Raw genomic sequence first — 18,566 nt, forward strand, 5'->3', positions numbered from 1 at the left:
GCGGATGCCGCTGACGCCCGAGAGCAAGCCCCTGAGCGCGGGCAAGGCGGAGGTCATGCACCGCGCCGCCCGCCTCGAGGACCGACTCCACTCCTTCCGGATGAGGCGCGTGAAGCGCAAGGGCTACGTCCCGAGGGTCATCCCCTACACCGGCTACGGCTCGACGACGCAGCTGCGCGTCCTGGCCCGCGTCCTCTACACGCGGCCGACCCCTCCCGGAGTCGAGGAGGTCCGCCCCGTCGAGGGCGTGCGCGGCTGGCGGAGCTTCACCAGCGTCTTCGTGAGCGGGGCCGTCGTGACCGTCGAGGCCGACGGGCAGACCCACCGGGTGACGGCCGATCGCGGCGGAGTCGTCGACGCGGATCTCCCGATCACGCTCGAGCCCGGCTGGCACACCATCACCTTCTCGACCGCGGGCTCGAAGCCCGTCGAGGCGCCCGTGTTCATCGTGCGTCCGGAGGCGCGGCTGGGCGTCGTGTCGGACGTGGACGACACGGTGATGGTCACCGCGCTCCCCCGCCCCTTCGTCGCCGCCTGGAACACCTTCGTGCTCGACGAGCACGCCCGGATGCCCACGCCCGGCATGGCGGTCTTCCTCGACCGCTTCGCCCGGCAGTACGAGGGCTCCCCGGTCATCTACCTCTCCACCGGCGCGTGGAACGTCGCCCCGGCGCTCACCCGATTCCTCTCGCGGCACCTGTACCCGGCCGGAGCGCTCCTCCTGACCGACTGGGGCCCGACGCACGACCGCTGGTTCCGCAGCGGCAAGCAGCACAAGGAGATGAACCTCCGCCGACTCGCGGCCGAGTTCCCGGACGTGCGCTGGCTGCTGGTCGGCGACGACGGGCAGCACGACGAGGAGATCTACTCCGACTTCGCGGACGAGCACCCCGACAAGGTCGCGGCGATCGCGATCCGCCAGCTCTCCACCGGCGAGGCGGTGCTCGCGGGAGGCCGCTCCAAGGCCGAAGACCGCTCCCTGACCAGCGGCACGACCTGGGTCTTCGCGCCCGACGGCGCGGGCATCTCCGAGCAGCTGACGGAGCTCGGCATCCTCTGATCCCGCACCGGCTCCGGGAACGACGGAGCCGTCCGCTCCCCGGGGGGAGGGACGGCTCCGGTCGATCGGCTCGGACTACGCCTGGTGGGCGGCCTGCAGGTCGAGGGTGATGGTGACCTTCTCGCCGATGAGCACGCCACCGGTCTCGAGGGCCGCGTTGTAGGTCAGACCGAAGTCGGTGCGGTCGATGGTGGCCTTGGCGGTGAGGCCGGCCTTGTAGTTGCCGTAGGGGTCGGTGCCGAAGCCGCCGAACTCCACCTCGAAGGTGACGGGCTTGGTGGTGCCCTTGATGGTGAGCTCGCCGTCGACGAGGAAGTCGTCGCCGTTCGGGCGGACGGCGGTCGAGACGAAGTGGATCTCCGGGTACTGCTCGGCCTCGAAGAAGTCGCCGGTGCGGAGGTGGCCGTCGCGGTTGGGCTCGTTGGTGTTGACGGAGGCGACCTCGGCGGTGGCCTCGACCTTGGAGTCGAGCGGGTTCTCGCCGGTGGTGAACGTGGCGGTGAAGCGCTCGAACTTGCCCTTGACCTTGCTGATCATCAGGTGGCGGACGCTGAACGCGACCTCGCTGTGGGTGGGGTCGATGACCCAGGTGCCGGCCTTGTAGCCGGGGATGGTGACGGTGTCGGTCATGGTTTCTCCTCGAGTGTGACGGTCGTCGCGGGGAGAGCGTCCCCGTCCGATGTATGCAAGCGCATCGACGTCGATCAGTATTCCATGTAGCGACAACTATTTCATCCACGTTCCGTCGAAGGATCGGCGGACACCGCGTGAACACGGAGCGCCGCACCCCGGACGGGGGTCGGAGACGCTCCCCGAGCAGTCGTCAGCGGTCGGCGGGAGCCGGGTTGCGGATGCCGAGGAGGGAGACGACGCCGCCGGCGACCAGGAGGGCGGAGGTCGCGACGGCGGCACGGGAGAAGCCCTCGACGTCGAGCGAGTCGCCGACCACGAGCGAGGTCGCGGCGATGGCGACCAGCCCGGCGATGCGCGAGACGGCGTTGTTCACGGCGGAGCCGACTCCGCTGTGCCCGTCCTCGACCGCGCCGAGGATCGTCGAGGTCAGCGGGGCGACCGTCACCGCGAGGCCGAAGCCGAAGAGGAGGATCCCCGGGAGCAGCTGCGTGGCGTAGTCGGCGCCCTCGTCGACGAAGGAGAGCAGGAGGAACCCGGCCGCGGCGATCAGCGGTCCGACGCCCATGAAGAGCCGCGGGCCGAACCGCGCCGACAACGACCCGGAGACCTGCGAGAGCAGGAGCAGCAGGATCGTCGGCGGGAGCGTCGCGAGCCCGGCCAGGGTCGCCGAGAAGCCCAGGGTCTGCTGCAGGAACAGGCCCAGCGCGAAGAAGCCGAAGGAGAGCGCGCCGTAGACGAACGCCGTCGAGACGTTGCCGACGGTGAAGTTCCGCGACGCGAAGAGCGACAGCGGCAGCATCGGATGCGCCGCGCGCCGCTCCCACACGACGAACGCGACGAGGGCGGCGACTCCCCCGATCAGGGCGGTCAGCACGAGCGGATGCTGGATCCCGAGCCGCTCCTGCTCGATCAGCGCGAACACCGGCCCTCCCAGGCCGATCACCCCGAGCACCGCGCCGACGCCGTCGATCGGCACCCGGGTCCCCGAGTCGACCGCGCCGAGCCTGCGCAGCAGGACCAGGGTCACCGCGATCGGCAGCAGGTTGAGCGCGAAGACGTACCGCCACGAGCCCGCGTCCACCAGCAGGCCGCCGAGCACGGGGCCGGCGATCGTCGCCGTGCCGGTCCAGGCCGTCCACGCGCCGATGGTCCGGGCCTGCGCGGCGCCGTGGACGGTCGCGATGATGAGGGCGAGCGAGCTGGGCACGAGGATCGCGCCGGCGGCGCCCTGGAGCATCCGCGCCACGATGAGGACCTCGGCGGTGGGGGCCAGCGCGCACAGCAGCGAGGTGACACCGAAGCCGATCAGGCCGATGGTCATGCTGCGGGCCCGGCCGATGCGGTCGGCGAGCGAGCCGGCCACGAGGATCAGCGCGCCGAGCGTGATCAGGTACCCGTCGACCACCCACTGCTGCACCGCGAGCCCGCCGCCGAGCTCGCGGGTGATGGCGGGCAGGGCGACGTTGACGACGGTGCCGTCGAGGAAGGCGACGAAGGAGGCGAGGACGGCCACCACGAGCACCGCGCGGCGGCGCGTCTCGGCGGGGTCGGCGGAGGCGGTCATGCTCGGGCTCTGGTCACCCGCTCACCGTACCGGCGGCCGCCGCTCCCGGGGCCGGGAGGGCGGGCATCCGGGCCCCCGAGCGCGGCCGCACGACGGATCCAGACTCGTCGCCTACTCTCGTAGCCATGTCTGCGCAAGGAACCGCCCGCGGCGGCGTGCTCGCCCGGGTCCTCGGGATCGTCGGAGCCAGCCTCGCCGGGGGCCTGCTGATCACGGTCGGGGTCACTCCCGCCCTCGCCGTCACCGGTCTCGCCGAGAACAACCCGATCGGGCTGTTCGAGACGGTGCCCGAGTACCTCGAGCTCGGCCAGCTGGCCCAGAAGACCGAGATCTACGCCAAGCGCACCGACGGCTCGGACGAGCTGCTCGCCTCCTTCTACGCGCAGAACCGCGAGGAGGTGGCCTTCGACCAGGTCAGCCAGTCCGTGAAGGACGCGGCGGTCTCGACCGAGGACCCGCGCTTCTACGACCACGGCGGCGTCGACCTGCAGGGCACGATCCGCGCGGTGCTCAGCAACATCGTCGGCGGTGACCTCCAGGGCGGATCCTCCATCACTCAGCAGTACGTCAAGAACGTCCTCGTGCAGAAGGCGGAGTCGCTGAGCGCGACCGACGAGGCGGCCTCCGAGGCCGCCTACGAGGAGGCGACCGCGACCACTCCGAGCCGCAAGCTCAAGGAGATGAAGCTCGCCGTCGACCTCGAGAAGAAGTACAGCAAGGACGACATCCTCCTCGGCTACCTCAACATCGCCGGCTTCGGCGGCCAGGTCTACGGCATCCAGGCGGCGGCCGAGTACTACTTCTCGACCAGCGCGGCCGACCTGAGCCTCGCGCAGGCCGCGAGCCTGATCGCCACGGTCAACAACCCCAACGGCCTCAGGATCGACCAGCCCGAGAACATCCCGGACAACAAGATCCGCCGCGACTACGTCCTCGACCAGATGCTGCAGGAGGGGAAGATCTCGCAGGCCGACCACGACGCCGCCGTCGCCGAGGAGGTCGTCCCCGCGATCACGCAGACGCCCACCGGCTGCCAGACCGCCGGCAACGCGGCCTTCTTCTGCGACTACATCACCCGTGTCGTCCAGAACGACCCGGCGTTCGGCGACGACGCGGACACCCGCCTCGCGAACTTCCAGCGCGGCGGCTACAAGATCTACACGACGCTCGACCGCGACCTGCAGGACACCGCGGCCAACGCGACGAACAACGCCGTCCCCAAGGTCCCCACCCTCGACACCAACATCGGCAGCGCGACCGTCTCGATGGAGGTCGGCACCGGCCGGATCCTGGCGATGGTGCAGAACAAGGACTACGACGCGGCCGGCGCCGTCAACGGCGCGAACTTCTCCGCCGTCAACTTCAACACCGACACGGCCTACGGCGGCTCCGCCGGGTTCCAGGTCGGATCGACCTACAAGGTGTTCACGCTCGCGCAGTGGCTCGCGAGCGGACGCACCCTGAACGAGACGATCAACGGCCGCGAGCGCACCTTCTCGGGCTTCCCCGCCAGCTGCGCCCCGGGCGGCGAGCTCGACACCTCGTACGAGGTCAACAACGACGACAGCGAGAACGGGAGCTACAGCGTGCTGACCGGCACGATGCAGTCGATCAACACCGTCTACGTCTCGATGGCGCAGCAGCTCGACCTCTGCGCGATCCGCGACCGCGCGGTCGGCTTCGGCGTGAAGGCGGCCGACGGCGGCGAGGTCGACTACAAGCCGTCCGCCATCCTCGGCTCGGACACGCTCATCTCCCCCCTCTCGATGGTCACCGCCTTCGCCGGCTTCGCCAACAACGGCACCGCCTGCTCCGCGATCGCCATCGACTCGATCACCGACGCGACCGGCGCCGCCGTCCAGCCGCCGACCTCCACCTGCAACCAGGCCCTCAGCCCCGAGCTGACGGCGGTCGCGAACTACGCCCTGCAGCGCGTCGTCACCGGCGGCACGGCCGCCCAGTCCGACCCGGACGACGGTATCGAGCACATCGGCAAGACCGGCACCACCGACAACGCGGAGTCGACCTGGATGGACGGGGCGAGCTCGCGCGTCGCGACCGTGGTCTGGGTGGGCAACATCGACGGCCACACCTCGATGCGCGAGGTCCGCTTCCCGAACTCGGAGCTCGAGAGCCGCCCGTACGCCTCCAACATCCGCCACTACATCTGGAACTCGGTGATGACCCGCGCCGACCAGAAGTACGGCGGGGACGACTTCGAGGAGCCCAGCAGCGCCCTGCTGAACGGCCGCCAGATCGCCGTGCCGACCGTCTCCGGCCGCTCGGTCGACGACGCCACGGAGGCGCTGGAGGACCTCGGCTTCGACGTCGAGGAGGGGGCGACCATCGACTCGTCGCTCCCCGCCGGCGTGGTGGCGGGCACCGACCCGGCCGCGGGCACGACCGTCGCGCGCTACTCCGACATCGCCCTGCTGATCAGCAACGGCTCGCAGGTCCCGGCTCCCGCCACCCAGGCACCGGCTCCGGCTCCGACCGGCACGGGAGTCCCCGCGACCGAGGCTCCCCCGGCGACGCCCACGGCGACCCCGACAGCGACAGCCACGGCGACTCCGACGGCGGAGGTCGAGGAGTGAGCTTCGACGCGGACTTCCTCGGCGTCCCCGCGGGTGCGCCGCGCCTGAGGGTCGAGCGCCCGGTGCGGCTCCTGCCGTACACGCACTTCGAGGTGCTGCTGGATCCGGAGCGGCGCCTGGCCGTCTCGACGGCCGTGAACATCGACGGCGCGCGCCTGGTCGAGCTCGGCCGCGGCGACGACTGGCACCTCGACGACCGCATCCCCGCCTCCGAGCAGACCGGGCCGGAGGTGTACGCCCGCAACGACCTCGACCGGGGCCACCTCGTCCGCCGCCGCGACCCCGTCTGGGGCGACCGGGACGAGGCCGCCGCGGCCAACCGCGACAGCTTCTGCTACACGAACGCCGCGCCCCAGGCGAGCGGCTTCAACCAGTCGCAGGAGCTGTGGCTCGGGCTCGAGACGCTGGTGCTCGAGTACGCGCAGACCTGGCGCACGCGCCTGAGCGTCTTCACCGGGCCCGTGCTCGCGGACGACGACCCGGTCTACCGCGGTACGGGCATCCCCCGCCGCTTCTGGAAGATCGCGGCGTGGAGCCCGGACGGATCGACGCTCGCGACGAGCGCGTACCTGCTCGACCAGAGCGAGCTCGTGGAGCGCGTGCGCGAGGGCCTGGTGCCGCTCGGCGGCTTCAGGACGTTCCAGCTGCCGGTCGCCGCGATCGGCGAGCTGACAGGTCTCGACGTGGACCTCCTCGCCGGGGCCGACGTGCTCGGCTCGGCAGGACTCCGGCCGGAGCCGTGGCGCGAGATCGTCGAGCCGTCCGACGTGGCGAGCGGCCTCCTCCCCCGCTGAGGCTCCGCCGGGGGCAGGATGGGCGGATGAGCACCCCCGTCCTGGTCGAGATCACCTCCGGCGTCGTCGTCCTCCGCGACCCGGAGGGTCCGCTCGTCCGCGTCGACGAGGCGGGCTACCTCCGCGGCGACGGGGTCTTCGAGACCGTCGCGGTCCTCGATGGACGTCCCCGCGCGCTCGGCGAGCACCTCGAGAGGCTGGCCGGATCGGCCCGGGCCGTCGGGCTGACGATCCCGGAGGCGCCCCTCTGGTCCCGAGCGGTCGACCTCGCCGTGGCGGAGCACGATCGGGTCGACGACCTGACGGTCCGCTTCATCGCCGCCCACGGGTCGGGCGACTCCGCCCGGTGCACCGTGCGCGCGGCTCCGACTCCCGACTCGAGGGCGCTCCGGGAGAAGGGCGCGGCCGTCGTCGTGCTGGACCGCGGGTACGCGAGCGGTCCGCTCGCGCCGTGGCTGCTCCCGGGCGTCAAGACCACCTCGGGCGCCGTCACCCGGGCGGCGCTGCGCGAGGCGGCATCCCGGGGCGCGGACGACGTGGTCTGGCGCACGAGCGACGGGCTGCTCCTCGAGGGAGCGACGTCGAGCCTGGTGCTCCTCGGCGACGGGGTGCTCGCGACGCCGCTCTCGGGCAGCGTGCTCGCCGGCACGACGGTCGAGCGGGTCCTCGCGCTGGGCGAGCGCCGCGGGCTCGCGTCGTCGCGCCGCGAGCTGCCGGTCTCGGCGCTCACCGGTGCCGATGCGGCGTGGCTGGTGTCGAGCACCCGGCGGGCGATCCCCGTCCGCTCGGTCGACGGCGCACCGCTCGCGATCGACGCCGGCCTGACGGTGGTGTTCGAGGCGGGGCTGCTCGCCGGCTGACCGCGTCCGCGGCTCGGACTCCCTGCGCCTCAGGCCGCTGCGGCCAGCGCACGGGAGGTGTGCGGGCCGACGCCGGCCTCCTCCGCGTCTCCGAGATCGGCGAGCGTGTCGACGTCCAGCCTCAGCGTCGACGAGCCGGGCAGCACGACGACGGCGCAGCCCGCGGCGCGGTGCCGGGCCAGAGAGCCCGGGCCGAACGCCGGAGCGACGAGGGCTCCGGCCGCCAGCAGGAGCGCCGTGGTGCCGCTCCCCTCGCGGTCCGGGACGACGGCCGGGAGCGACCGCGTCGCGAGCGCCTCGGAGAGGTCCGACGGCAGCAGGGCGGGCAGGTCCCCGGTCAGCACGATCACCGGGGCGCCCGGCCGGCGGTGCAGGGCGGCCTCGGCTCCCCCGGACACGGCGGCGTCGAGGGTCCCCGGGTCGGGCACCACCACCAACTGCGGGTGCTCCGCCCGTGCGCGGTCGGCCGCACCGGCGTCGGAGGTGACCAGGAGAAGGCTCGCCACCGGCTCCGCAGCGGCTACGGCGGCGAGCGTGTCCAGGAGGAACGCCTCGGCCAGCGCCGCGCGGCCCGGCACGTCGAGGCGCGTCTTCGAGCCACCGCGGCCCTTGAACACGACGACCGCGCTCCAGCCGGTCACGCGCGCTCCTCGCGCGAGGCGGCTCCGGCCGCGAAGCCCTCGGCGAAGGCCTCGTCGGCGCCGAGGCGGAACATGTCGTCGGGGCCCGTGCGGGTCAGCGTGCGGGCGCCCGGGCTCTCGACCCCCGTCACCAGGCGGGCGAGCCCGCGGACGACGGCGACGGGACGGCCGCTCGCCTTGCCCTTCACCAGGTCGCCGAGTGCGGCGATCTCGTCCGCCACGGCCGGCATGGTCACTCCGAGCGTGCGCCCCAGGGCGTCGACCCCGCCGCGGAGGTCGTCGATCACGAGGACGCCCGCGGCTCCGATGGCCGCGTCGGTCTGCCCGACGCGCCAGGCGCGGCCCAGGGTGTCGCTGACGAGCACGCCCACCTCCACGCCGAGCCGCTCCCGGAGGCCCGCACAGAGGGCCCGCGCCGAGGCGTCCGGGTCGACGGGGAGGAGGAGGACCGTCCCCTCCGCGACGTTGCTGGCGTCGACTCCGGCCGCCGCCTGCACGATCCCGAGGCGGTTCTCCACGATGCGGGTGACGCCGGAGCCGTGCGCCCGGGTGGCGACGACGCGGACGGTCTCGGCCGTGATCGCGTCCTCGCGGTCGGTCGCGGCGACGACGCGCCCCTCCGCCTTCGAGACGATCTTGCTCGTGACCACGAGGATGTCGCCGTCCGCGGGCCGGTCCTCCTCGGCGGCGGCGGCGACGGCCGCGAGGATCAGCTCGAGCAGGTCGTCACCGGGAGTCACCTCCGGGATGCCGTCGAGGGCCCAGGCCTGCACGCGCGTCTCGCTCACCGGTCCATTCTCCCGGCTGCCGCGGGCGCACGGGTCCACGGCCCGAGATCGCCCGAGTGGACGATCGGCGGCGCCTCAGCCGGCGGCGAGGTACGCGGCGACCGCGGGCGGCACGTAGGGGGCGACGTCGCCGCCGAGGGAGGAGACCTGCCGCACCAGCGAGCTCGACACATGGGCGTGCGCGGGATCGGGCAGGAGGAACACCGTCTCGACGTGCGCGAGGTTGCGGTTCACGATCGCCATGGGGGTCTCGTAGGCCACGTCGACCTGCGAGCGGATGCCCTTCACCAGGATGCTCGCGCCGACGTCGGTGCAGTAGTCGACGAGCAGGCCCATGCTCCACGAAGCGACGACGATCCGCCCCTCGACCCCTGCCTCCGCGATCGACTGCTCGATGAGCGAGACGCGCTGGGCGATCGGCAGCAGCGCCGTCTTGGCGGGGTTGTGCACCACCACGACGTGCAGCTCGTCGACCAGGCGCGCGGCCCGCTCGATCACGTCGAGATGACCGAGGGTCACGGGGTCGAAGGAGCCGGGGACGACGGCGATGCGGGCCATGCCGACAGAGTAGCGGGCGGGCACCGCCTAGCTCTTGGCGAGGAACTCCCGGTCGCGGTCCTGCACGCGGCGCTCGAGCGCGGCACGGAGCCGGTTGTGCGCGGCGAGCGACGGATCCTCCGCGAGGAGCCGCTCGGCCAGCGCCCGCGCCTCCACGATCACGTCCGCGTCCTGCACCACCCGCAGCAGGCGGAGCGACGAGCGCCCGCCGGACTGCGAGTCGCCCAGCACGTCGCCCTCGCGGCGCAGCTCCAGGTCGACCTCGGCCAGCGCGAAGCCGTCGAGCGTCGCGGCGACCGCCTCCACACGCTCGCGCGCGACCGTCCCCGCCTCCGCCGCCGTCACGAACAGGCACACCCCCGCGACGCCGCCGCGCCCGATGCGCCCGCGGAGCTGGTGCAGCTGGGAGACCCCGAACCGCTCCGCGTCGAGCACGACCATCATCGAGGCGTTCGGCACGTCCACGCCGACCTCGATGACCGTCGTCGACACCAGGACGTCGATCTCCCCCGCGGCGAAGGAGCGCATCACGGCGTCTTTCTCCTCCGTCGTCATCCGCCCGTGCAGCGCGGCCGACCGCCGCTTCCCGAGCAGCGGATGCGCGCGCACGCCCTCCAGCGTCGCCGCGACGGTCGTGAGCGGCGCGGCGGCGTCCTCCTCGGGCGGCTGCGCGCCCTCGGCGGGCTCCCCCGGCTCGATCGCCGGGCAGACGAGGTAGACCTGGTGGCCCGAGCGGATCTCCTCCTCGGCGCGCTCCCACGCCCGCGCGATCCACGCGGGGTGGTCGGCGAGCGGGACCACGTGGCTCGTGATGCCGGGGCGCCCGGCGGGCAGCTCGCGGATGGTCGAGGTGTCGAGATCGCCGAAGACCGTCATGGCGACGGTCCGCGGGATGGGCGTGGCCGTCAGCACCAGCACGTGCGGCGGGGTGGCGCCCTTCCGGCGCAGGGCGTCCCGCTGGTCGACGCCGAAGCGGTGCTGCTCGTCGATCACGACGAGGCCCAGGTCGTAGAAGGAGACCGCGTCGCCAAGGAGGGCGTGCGTGCCGACGACGATCTTCGCCGTGCCCGAGACGATCCGGAGGAGGGCCGCGCGGCGCGGCGCCGCCCCCAGCCCGCCGGTGAGGAGGGTCGGCACCAGCTCGGCCGCGAGCTCCGGGCCGAGGGTCCTCGCGATCGAGCGGAGGTGCTGCCCCGCGAGCACCTCGGTCGGAGCGAGCAGTGCCGCCTGCCCGCCGCTCTCGGCCGTGGCGAGCATCGCCCGGAGCGCGACGAGGGTCTTGCCGGAGCCGACCTCGCCCTGCACCAGCCGGGTCATCGGGCTCTCGGCGGCCAGATCGGCGGCGATCTCGTGCCCCACCGCGGTCTGGTCGCCGGTGAGGGCGAAGGGCAGCGCGGCGTCGAAGCGCTCGAGCAGACCGCCGGGGCCGGGTACGCGGGCGGTCGCGGGGCTGCTGCGCGCCGAGGCCCGGCGCTCGAGCAGGGCGAGCTGCAGGAGGAACGCCTCGTGGAAGCGCAGCGTCTCGCGCGCCTGCGCCTCCTCGCCCTCCCGCTGCGGGCGGTGGATCAGCTCCAGCGCCTCGCCGAGGCCCAGCAGCGAGCGGCCGGCGCGCACCTGCTCGGGCATCGGGTCGGGCACGTCGCGCAGGCCGTCCAGCAGCACGCCGATCGCGGCCTGGAGCTGCCAGCTCGAGATCGCGCTGGTCGCGGGGTAGATCGGGATCGGCCGCTCGGCCCAGTCCTTCGCGAGCTCACCGCCTCCCGTCTCCGTCGCGGCGGCCTCCTCGTCGTCGAACAGGCGGTAGTCGGGATGCGTGAGCTGCGGGGTGTCGCGGAACATCGAGACCGTGCCCGCGAAGATCCCGCGCACGCCGCGGTGGAGCTTCGCCGCGCGCCAGGGCTGTCCGAAGAACGTCAGCGAGAGCGTGCCCGAGCCGTCCGAGATGACGACCTCGAGCAGGGTGCCGCGCCGGTTGCGCATCGGGCGCTCGCGCACCTCGCGCACCTCCGCCACGATCGTCACGCTCTCTCCCACGGGGAGGCGCGAGAGCGCCGTCAACTCGCCCCGCTTCGCGTAGCGGCGCGGGTAGTGGCCCAGGAGCTCGCCGACCGTGCGGTACCCGAAGGCCTTCTCGACCGCGCTCGCCGTGCGCGGCCCGATCAGCGGCGCGAGCGAGGCGTCGAGGGGGTCCGGGATCACCTAGCGATCATAGGTCGGACCTCGGACGCGCGAGCCGGGCGACCGGGTCCAGCGCCGAGCGGGGCACGACCGACGCGAGCACCCGACGACCGGCACCCGCGGAGCCGCGGAGCGCGGCGGCCACGGCGGTCGCGTCGTCCCACGCCTCCGACTCGCTCCCGGACGGCGAGTAGCGCCGGCGCTCGACGCGCTCCCGGAGCCCCTGCAGACGTGCCGCCGCTCCGGGGTCGAGGGCGGGAGCCATGCGGGCCTCCTGCGCGCGCGGCGACTCCGTGTCCTCCACGGGGACGCCCAGGTCGCGGGCGGTCGCCAGCAGCTCGGCCCACGCGGCCTCGACGGAGCCGGAGCGCGCGGACCGGCGCCGCAGCACGCGCTGGACGGCGCGCATCAGCCAGGGGACGAGCACGAGCAGCAGGAGCAGCACCCAGAGCGTCGCCGCGGGAGCCGCCGTGGTGCTCGAGGCGCCGACGGCACCGGGGGTCGGCGTCGCCGACGCGGCCGTCGGAGTGGGCGTCGCGGCGGGAGCGCTGGTCGCACCGGGCGCGGTGGTCGCGGTCGAGCCCGGGGCGGTGGGGCCCGAGGACGCCGTCGCGCTCGGCAGGGTGTACGAGGCCGGAGCGCCGCGGCTGGGCGTCGGCTCGAAGGGCAGCCAGCCGACCCCCTCGAAGTACAGCTCCGGCCAGGCGTGCAGGTCGGAGGAGAGGACGCGGTAGGTGGTCAGGTCGCTGCCGCCGGAGGGCACGACGGAGCCGGGCTGGTAGCCGATGGCGAGCCGCGACGGGATCCCGAGCTCGCGCGCCATCACCGCCATCGCCGAGGCGAAGTGGACGCAGTAGCCCTCCTTCGTCGTCAGGAACGCCGAGAGCACGCCGACTCCGTCGCCGTCGTAGCCCTCCTCCGCGGGGGTGTCCTCGGAGTAGCGGAACTCGGACGAGCGGAAGTACGTCTGCAGCGCGCGCGCCCGGTCGTAGGCGGTCGGAGCCTCGGCCGTGACCTCCTCGGCGGTGGTGCGGACGATCTCGGGCACGTCGTCGGGGAGCGAGAGGTACCGGTCGACGCCGGACGGCGCGGGAGCGGCGAGCAGCTGCTGCGGGTCGGGCTCGAGCCGCAGCGCCTGCACCTGGTAGTCGTCTCCGGAGCGGGTCGTCGCGTCGCCGCGGATCGAGCCGTCCTGCACGTCCTGGAGCCAGCCGTCGCCGACGCCCGTCAGCGACGAGACCGGATACGGCACGGGGAGCCACTGGCTCCGCAGCGTCTCCACCGAGACGTCGACCTCCTCCGCCTCGCGCGGCACGCTCTCGGAGAGCCCCTCGGGCGCGATCGGCGCGTCGATCGGAGCGGTCTGCTCCGTCTCGCTCGGCGCCCAGTCGTCGCCGTCGAAGTCCGAGACGGTCAGCACGCGGAGGTAGACGGGCAGGTCGGAGTCGGTGGCGTAGCGCAGCACGGTCACGGGGTTCGGGCGGCGCAGGTCCGCACCGAGGGCGACCACCGGGTCGATCGCGCCGTTGAAGAGGCTCCCGGAGACGCCCGAGGGGGCGGTGGTGCGCGCGTAGCCGGCCGCCGAGCCGGCGACGACTCCCGCGCCCAGGACGGCGACGGTCACGGCCGCGAAGGCGGGCAGCACGGCCGAGGCCGCGCTCGGGCCGCTCGGGCGGCGGGGGGCGGCCGTTGCGGCGAGCACGCCCGCGTAGGCGAGCGCGGTGACGACGAGGCTCGCCCAGGACACCTCGGAGGGGTCCACGATCGCCGGCACCGCGAGCAGCGCCGCGGGGAACAGACCGGCCAGGGCGGGGAGGCGGACGGAGAAGGCGAACAGGTCGGCCGCCCAGGCGAGCACGACCACCCCGCCGATCAGGAGGAACGAGATGCCGTCATCGGCGACCGCCGGAAGCCCCTGCTGCGCGATGGACTGGAAGCCGCCCTGCGCGAGCGCCTCCGCCTGCGCGACGGCGCCGGGTGTGGGGATCACGAACAGCAGGGCCCGACCGGGCACGAACATCGCGGTCAGCACGCCGACCATCGTCAGCGTGCCGAGGATCGGCGGGACGACGGGGTGCACGCGCAGCGCCCGGGCGGCCGCCGGGACGCCGAGGACGACGGCGACCGCGCTCGCGAGGAGCACCAGCCAGTCGACGCCGACGAGGAGCCGGCCGATGCCGGCGGCGGCGGCGGTGATCGCGAGGAAGAGCAGACCGCTCAGAGGAGCCGACCCGGCGCGCGGATCGCTCTCGACCCGGCGGCTCACGCCACCACCCGCAGGGCGAGGGCCTGCGCCCACGCCTCCTCGACGGAGGCGCTCGGGTCGACGGACACCGCGTACCAGCCGAGCGAGGCGAGAGCCGCCTCCTCCTCAGCGGTGCCGGCGACGACGAAGGCGATCGCGGGGCGCGACTGCGCGGCCAGGGAGCCGAGGGCGTCGAGGTCCGACTCGAGGAGTCGCGTGAGCACGGCGAAGACCGGTCGCACTCCCCCGGTGTCGCGCATGTCGGCCGAGATCCGGGTCACCGCGTCGACCGAGTCGCGCGAGGGCGCCAGCTCGGCGAGGCGCAGCAGCACGTCGTGCGCCACCTCGCGCTCGTCCTCCGAGTGCTCCGGCTCGCCGTCCGCACCCGTCTCGACGAGGTGGGTCTCGAAGCCGCGGTCGAGCAGGTGCACGGCGAGGGAGGCCGTCATCGACACCGCCCAGTCGAGCCGATCGTCGCCGCGCCGCTCGAGCACGCGCTCGGCCCGGGTCTCGAGGAGGATCCACGCGTGCGGATCGGTGTTCTGCTCGTCCTGGCGGACCATGAGCTCGCCGGAGCGGGCGCTCGCCCGCCAGTGCACCCGGCGCATGGCGTCCCCCGGGCGGTAGTCGCGCGGGATCACGTCGTCCGTGCCGGCGCCGGCCGTCGCGTGCGCGACCGGGCTCGATCCGCCTGCTCCGTGCGCGTCCAGGACGTCGCTCTGGAGGGGCACGACCCGCGGAGTCACGACGAACGGCTGCGCAGCCCCCACGACGCTCTCGCGGAGCGCGAGCCCGAGGCCATCGCCGCGCACCAGGCGCAGCGGGCCGATGCGGTGGATCCCGCGCCGCTCGGCGGGCAGACGGTAGCGGGCGCGCACGCGGCCGCCCGACGGGACGCCCGGCAGCCCGAAGACGCCCTCGGCGACCGGCCGGCCGACGACGACCCCGCGCTCCACGCGCTCGAGCCGGTCGTGGGCGCGGGCCCCGCTGCGGACGGCGCGGCCGCGGTTCTCGAGCAGCACGTCGACCTCCACCACGTCGCCGGCCGCGACGGTCTGAGGAGCGAAGCGGCGCTGCACCCGGAACGACGCCGGCGTCAGGAGCAGGGAGACGAGCGCGCCCAGGGGCAGGCCCAGCAGCACCAGGCCGACGAACAGCAGCTCGCGGAACTCCGACAGCGGCGCGATCACCACTCCCGCGACGCCCAGCAGAACGAGCGCCCAGCCGCGCAGCGTCAGCGCGACCCCGCGGAGCGCGGGCAGACCGCCGAGACGGGACGACGGCGTCTCGGCCGGGCGGGCCTCAGTCGCCACGGTTGCCGAAGGGGACAGGGGTGGCCGCGACGATGCGCTGCACGATCTCGGTGACCGAGTGCGAGGATCCGGCGCCGGAGCGGCCGGGGAGGCGCGTGGCGGGCAGGAGGCGGTGTCCGAGCACCGGGACGGCGAGCGCGTCCACGTCGTCCGGCACCACGAAGTCGCGGTCGCTGAGGGCGGCGAGCGCCTTCGCGGCGGCGATCAGCTGGAGCGTGGCGCGCGGGCTCCCCCCGAGCCGCAGCTCGGGGTCCACCCGCGTGGCCTGCATGATCGCCACCACGTACTCCTGCACGGGCGGTGCCACGTATACGGAGCGCACGTAGGCCATCATCCGCTCGAGCTCGGCGAGGCCCACGACGGGCCGCAGCTCCTCGAGCGGGCTGGCCGAGTCGCGGGTGCGGATCATCTCGAGCTCGGCGCGCTCATCGGGGTAGCCGAGCGAGAGGCGGGCCATGAAGCGGTCGCGCTGGGCCTCGGGCAGCGAGTAGGTGCCCTCCATCTCGACCGGGTTCTGCGTCGCGATCACGGCGAAGGGGCGCGGGAGGAGGTGGGTGGTGCCGTCGACCGAGACCTGGCGCTCCTCCATGCACTCCAGCAGCGCCGACTGCGTCTTGGGCGAGGCCCGGTTGATCTCGTCGCCGATCAGGATATTCGCGAAGACCGGGCCCGGCTTGAACTCGAAGTCGCGGGTCGCCTGGTTGTAGACCGAGACCCCCGTGACGTCGGAGGGGAGCAGGTCGGGCGTGAACTGGATGCGCGCGACGCTGCCGCCGACCGAGGCCGCCAGCGACTTCGCCAGGACCGTCTTGCCGGTGCCGGGGACGTCCTCCATCAGGAGGTGCCCACCGGCGAGGAACACCGTCAGCGCCATCGAGACCTCGGCCGATTTGCCGTCGATCACGCTGGTGAGGTTCCCGAGGACGGCGCCGCAGTGCGCCGTGAACTCCTCGCGGGTCAGCGGCGTCTCGGGTGCCGCTCGGCGGCCGACAGCGGAGCGGGTGTCTTCGAGCGACGTCATAGCTACGGATTCTCGCAGTCCTGACGGGAAAAGGGTCCAGGTTCCGCGAGTTCGCAGTGTGCCGCCAGGCGGGAGCCGCGCGGCGGCCACCGGACGCCGCAGGCAGGGGTGCCGCCCTATGCTCGGTCCGGTGACCAGGATCATCGCCGGATTCGCCGGCTCGCTCACCCTCCGGGTCCCGCGCGCGGGCACCCGCCCCACCAGCGACCGCGTGCGCGAGGCCGTGTTCTCGGCCCTCGAGGCCCGGGACGCCCTCGACGGCGCGACGGTGGTCGACCTCTACGCGGGCTCCGGCGCCCTCGGGCTCGAGTCGGCCAGCCGCGGAGCGAGCGCGGTCGTCCTGGTCGAGCGCGACCCGAAGGCCGCGCGGACCGCGGGCGAGAACGCACGGGCGATCGCGACCGCGGCTGCCAAGAACAAGCGGCCCGCCCCGCGGATCGAGGTGGTGACCGGCTCGGTCCGCTCCTTCCTCGACGCCTCCCCGGCCCTCAACACGGACACGGTGTTCCTCGACCCGCCCTACGACCTCGGCGAGGACGATCTGGCCGCCGACCTCGCCGGCGTGCTGCCACTGCTGCGCGAGGACGCGGTGGTCGTCGTGGAGCGGAGCTCCCGCAGCCCGGAGCCGCGCTGGCCTGCAGGCCTGGAGCGGGAGAGGAGGAAGGACTACGGCGAGACCACGATCTGGTGGGCTTCGCCTGCGTCGCCCGCGTCGCCGGCTTCCTCCGCGGCCGGCTGACCGGCCTCAGCCCGCCGCGCCGTCCCAGCCGAGGTACGGGTCCCAGCCCCCGCGCCCCTCGAGCGCGACCCCGCCCAGGCGTACCTCCGGGTCCCCCTCGCGGACGACCCCGAGCGGGACGAAGCCCTCCGGCAGCGCCGCGGCGGGCGGGAAGCACGCGAGCATCGCGTGGTCCTCGCCGCCTCCCAGCACCAGCGCCCTCGCCAGGTCGAGGTCCACGCCCTCCACTCCCGTGAGCCCGCGCGCGTGCACGTCGACCGCCGCGGGATCGAGGTCGATCGCCACTCCGCTCGCACGCGCCATCCGACGGGCGTCGAGCACCACGCCGTCCGAGACATCCATCATCGCGGTGGCGGTTCCGCCCGCGGCCTCGCCCGCGGAGATCGGCGCGGTCGGGCGCAGCTGCGCCTCGAGGAGGGACGGATGCCGCTCGCGGAGCCGGGCGGCGAGGTCGGCCGACGGCTCCCCGTCCCGCCGCGCCTGCTCGAACAGCAGGCGCAGCCCGAGCCCCGCTCGTCCCAGCGGGCCGGCCACGGCGAGCACGTCCCCCGGCCTCGCACCGCTGCGGAGCACCGGCGGTCGTCCGTCGAGCGAGCCGAACGCCGTGATCGCGAGCGTCAGCGTCGCGGAGGCGGACAGGTCCCCCCCGACGACTCCACAACCCGGCGCCATCGCGGCGCAGCCGGCGGCGAGCCCGCCCGCGATCCCCTCCAGCACGTCGACGCCGAGCGACTGGGGCGCCGCGAGCGCGACGACGAGCCCGGTGGGACGGGCCCCCATCGCCGCGACGTCGGCGAGGTTCGAGGCCGCCGCCTTCCATCCCAGGTCCGCCGGGCTCGACCAGGCCAGCCGGAAGTCGGGGCCGTGCACCATCATGTCCGTGGTCACCACGAAGCGGCCGTCGGGAGCGCGCAGCACCGCGCAGTCGTCGCCGGGCCCGACCAGGGTCTCCGCGCCCGGGCCGCCGAGCCGGGCCAGCACCCTCGCGAGCACCTCGCCCTCGCTGAGCTCGGCCAGGGTGGGACTCCGATCCTCTGCCATGGTTCACACGCTAGCGTTGACGGCGATGTCCTCCCGCCGACTCCGCTCCCCCCTCCTCGCCGCCGCCGCCGCCGTCCTGCTGCTCTCGGGCTGCTCGGCCAGCGTCGCCCTCGAGCCCGCCGCCGATGCGACGAGCACCGGATGCGCGGAGGTCTCGGTGCGCCTGCCCGATGTGGTCGCGGAGCAGCCCGAGCGCGAGACGAACGCTCAGGGCACCGCCGCCTGGGGCACCCCGGCCGCCGTCATCCTCCACTGCGGAGTCGAGGTGCCCGGCCCGACGACGGACCTCTGCGTGAACGTCAGCGGAGTCGACTGGATCATCGACGAGACGCAGAAGGACGAGGACATCTACACGCTGACCACCTACGGGCGCGATCCCGCGGTGGAGATCACCGTCGACCAGAGCCGCGCGTCCGGATCCTCCGCCGCGCTCGACCTGACGAACGCCGTCTCCTACGTCCCGCAGACGCGCGAGTGCACCGACGTCTCGGACGCCGACACCCTCGATCCGACGGACACGCCCACCGGCTGAGTCTC

The 18,566-nt window shown here is 74.0% G+C and carries 16 protein-coding genes; 6 read left to right on the plus strand and 10 right to left on the minus strand.

Annotated elements, in window-relative coordinates:
• Positions 1 to 4 precede the first annotated feature (4 nt).
• Complete coding sequence (locus C5C59_RS08700) at positions 5 to 1,060, plus strand: App1 family protein (RefSeq protein WP_244229442.1); 1,056 nt, start codon at positions 5 to 7, stop codon at positions 1,058 to 1,060.
• Positions 1,061 to 1,135: 75 nt separating this feature from the next.
• Here C5C59_RS08700 and C5C59_RS08705 read toward each other — a convergent pair whose 3' ends face one another.
• Both C5C59_RS08705 and C5C59_RS08710 read right to left on the minus strand, forming a co-directional pair.
• Positions 1,136 to 1,690, minus strand: a complete 555-nt coding sequence (locus C5C59_RS08705; protein WP_104237910.1) for a YceI family protein — start codon at positions 1,688 to 1,690, stop codon at positions 1,136 to 1,138.
• Positions 1,691 to 1,883: 193 nt separating this feature from the next.
• Complete coding sequence (locus C5C59_RS08710; RefSeq protein WP_104225629.1) at positions 1,884 to 3,257, minus strand: DHA2 family efflux MFS transporter permease subunit; 1,374 nt, start codon at positions 3,255 to 3,257, stop codon at positions 1,884 to 1,886.
• Positions 3,258 to 3,382: 125 nt separating this feature from the next.
• Here C5C59_RS08710 and C5C59_RS08715 point away from each other — a divergent pair, with 125 nt between their 5' ends.
• Genes C5C59_RS08715 through C5C59_RS08725 form a run of 3 tightly spaced genes read left to right on the plus strand, consistent with a single transcriptional unit; the run spans position 3,383 to position 7,505 of the window.
• A complete protein-coding gene (locus tag C5C59_RS08715) occupies positions 3,383 to 5,851 on the plus strand; it encodes a transglycosylase domain-containing protein (RefSeq protein WP_104237909.1) in 2,469 nt (822 codons plus the stop codon).
• A complete protein-coding gene (locus C5C59_RS08720) occupies positions 5,848 to 6,645 on the plus strand; it encodes a DNA/RNA non-specific endonuclease (RefSeq protein WP_244230625.1) in 798 nt (265 codons plus the stop codon). Before C5C59_RS08715 ends, C5C59_RS08720 begins: the two co-directional genes overlap by 4 nt.
• A gap of 26 nt (positions 6,646 to 6,671) precedes the next feature.
• A complete protein-coding gene (locus C5C59_RS08725) occupies positions 6,672 to 7,505 on the plus strand; it encodes an aminotransferase class IV (RefSeq protein WP_104237908.1) in 834 nt (277 codons plus the stop codon).
• Between the two features lie 29 nt (positions 7,506 to 7,534).
• Here the strand turns inward: C5C59_RS08725 and cofC are convergent, their stop codons facing one another.
• From cofC to C5C59_RS08760, 7 genes are all read right to left on the minus strand, one after another.
• The gene (gene cofC, locus C5C59_RS08730) at positions 7,535 to 8,146 is read right to left on the minus strand and encodes a 2-phospho-L-lactate guanylyltransferase (protein ID WP_104237907.1); all 612 of its coding nucleotides are present in this window, start codon (positions 8,144 to 8,146) and stop codon (positions 7,535 to 7,537) included.
• Positions 8,143 to 8,934, minus strand: coding sequence for a coenzyme F420-0:L-glutamate ligase (locus tag C5C59_RS08735; RefSeq protein WP_258062672.1), 792 nt, complete (start codon positions 8,932 to 8,934; stop codon positions 8,143 to 8,145). The genes cofC and C5C59_RS08735 overlap by 4 nt, the downstream gene beginning before the upstream one ends.
• Before the next feature lie 75 nt (positions 8,935 to 9,009).
• Positions 9,010 to 9,492: a pantetheine-phosphate adenylyltransferase gene (gene coaD, locus C5C59_RS08740; RefSeq protein WP_104223138.1), complete on the minus strand. Its 483-nt coding sequence runs from the start codon at positions 9,490 to 9,492 to the stop codon at positions 9,010 to 9,012.
• A gap of 27 nt (positions 9,493 to 9,519) precedes the next feature.
• Positions 9,520 to 11,691, minus strand: a complete 2,172-nt coding sequence (locus C5C59_RS08745; protein ID WP_374953894.1) for an ATP-dependent DNA helicase RecG — start codon at positions 11,689 to 11,691, stop codon at positions 9,520 to 9,522.
• A gap of 7 nt (positions 11,692 to 11,698) precedes the next feature.
• Positions 11,699 to 13,936: a DUF3488 and transglutaminase-like domain-containing protein gene (locus tag C5C59_RS08750; RefSeq protein WP_104237906.1), complete on the minus strand. Its 2,238-nt coding sequence runs from the start codon at positions 13,934 to 13,936 to the stop codon at positions 11,699 to 11,701.
• Positions 13,933 to 15,228 carry a DUF58 domain-containing protein gene (locus C5C59_RS08755; protein WP_104237905.1) on the minus strand — a complete coding sequence of 432 codons (1,296 nt, stop codon included), beginning with the start codon at positions 15,226 to 15,228 and terminating at the stop codon, positions 13,933 to 13,935. Before C5C59_RS08755 ends, C5C59_RS08750 begins: the two co-directional genes overlap by 4 nt.
• Positions 15,218 to 16,249, minus strand: a complete 1,032-nt coding sequence (locus tag C5C59_RS08760) for a MoxR family ATPase (protein WP_104237904.1) — start codon at positions 16,247 to 16,249, stop codon at positions 15,218 to 15,220. The genes C5C59_RS08755 and C5C59_RS08760 overlap by 11 nt, the downstream gene beginning before the upstream one ends.
• Before the next feature lie 130 nt (positions 16,250 to 16,379).
• Here C5C59_RS08760 and rsmD point away from each other — a divergent pair, with 130 nt between their 5' ends.
• Positions 16,380 to 16,988 carry a 16S rRNA (guanine(966)-N(2))-methyltransferase RsmD gene (rsmD, locus tag C5C59_RS08765; protein ID WP_104237926.1) on the plus strand — a complete coding sequence of 203 codons (609 nt, stop codon included), beginning with the start codon at positions 16,380 to 16,382 and terminating at the stop codon, positions 16,986 to 16,988.
• 6 nt (positions 16,989 to 16,994) lie between these two features.
• On the opposite strand, the gene thiL is transcribed toward rsmD, so the two are convergent.
• Complete coding sequence (gene thiL, locus C5C59_RS08770) at positions 16,995 to 18,029, minus strand: thiamine-phosphate kinase (RefSeq protein WP_104237903.1); 1,035 nt, start codon at positions 18,027 to 18,029, stop codon at positions 16,995 to 16,997.
• Positions 18,030 to 18,054: 25 nt separating this feature from the next.
• Between thiL and C5C59_RS08775 the strand changes: the two genes are divergently transcribed.
• Complete coding sequence (locus C5C59_RS08775; RefSeq protein ID WP_104237902.1) at positions 18,055 to 18,561, plus strand: DUF3515 domain-containing protein; 507 nt, start codon at positions 18,055 to 18,057, stop codon at positions 18,559 to 18,561.
• The last annotated feature ends 5 nt before the right edge of the window (positions 18,562 to 18,566 follow it).

This window comes from Rathayibacter sp. AY1F4, assembly GCF_002931775.1.
Lineage (GTDB): Bacteria > Actinomycetota > Actinomycetes > Actinomycetales > Microbacteriaceae > Rathayibacter.

What these genes read in the sequence shown, in the direction of transcription:
- C5C59_RS08710 (WP_104225629.1), bottom strand. Translation starts at nt 3,257, where the DNA reads ATGACCGCCTCCGCCGACCCCGCCGAGACGCGCCGCCGCGCGGTGCTC.
- coaD (WP_104223138.1), bottom strand. Translation starts at nt 9,492, where the DNA reads ATGGCCCGCATCGCCGTCGTCCCCGGCTCCTTCGACCCCGTGACCCTC.
- C5C59_RS08715 (WP_104237909.1), top strand. Translation starts at nt 3,383, where the DNA reads ATGTCTGCGCAAGGAACCGCCCGCGGCGGCGTGCTCGCCCGGGTCCTC.
- C5C59_RS08775 (WP_104237902.1), top strand. Translation starts at nt 18,055, where the DNA reads ATGTCCTCCCGCCGACTCCGCTCCCCCCTCCTCGCCGCCGCCGCCGCC.
- C5C59_RS08700 (WP_244229442.1), top strand. Translation starts at nt 5, where the DNA reads ATGCCGCTGACGCCCGAGAGCAAGCCCCTGAGCGCGGGCAAGGCGGAG.
- thiL (WP_104237903.1), bottom strand. Translation starts at nt 18,029, where the DNA reads ATGGCAGAGGATCGGAGTCCCACCCTGGCCGAGCTCAGCGAGGGCGAG.
- C5C59_RS08705 (WP_104237910.1), bottom strand. Translation starts at nt 1,690, where the DNA reads ATGACCGACACCGTCACCATCCCCGGCTACAAGGCCGGCACCTGGGTC.
- C5C59_RS08725 (WP_104237908.1), top strand. Translation starts at nt 6,672, where the DNA reads ATGAGCACCCCCGTCCTGGTCGAGATCACCTCCGGCGTCGTCGTCCTC.
- C5C59_RS08760 (WP_104237904.1), bottom strand. Translation starts at nt 16,249, where the DNA reads ATGACGTCGCTCGAAGACACCCGCTCCGCTGTCGGCCGCCGAGCGGCA.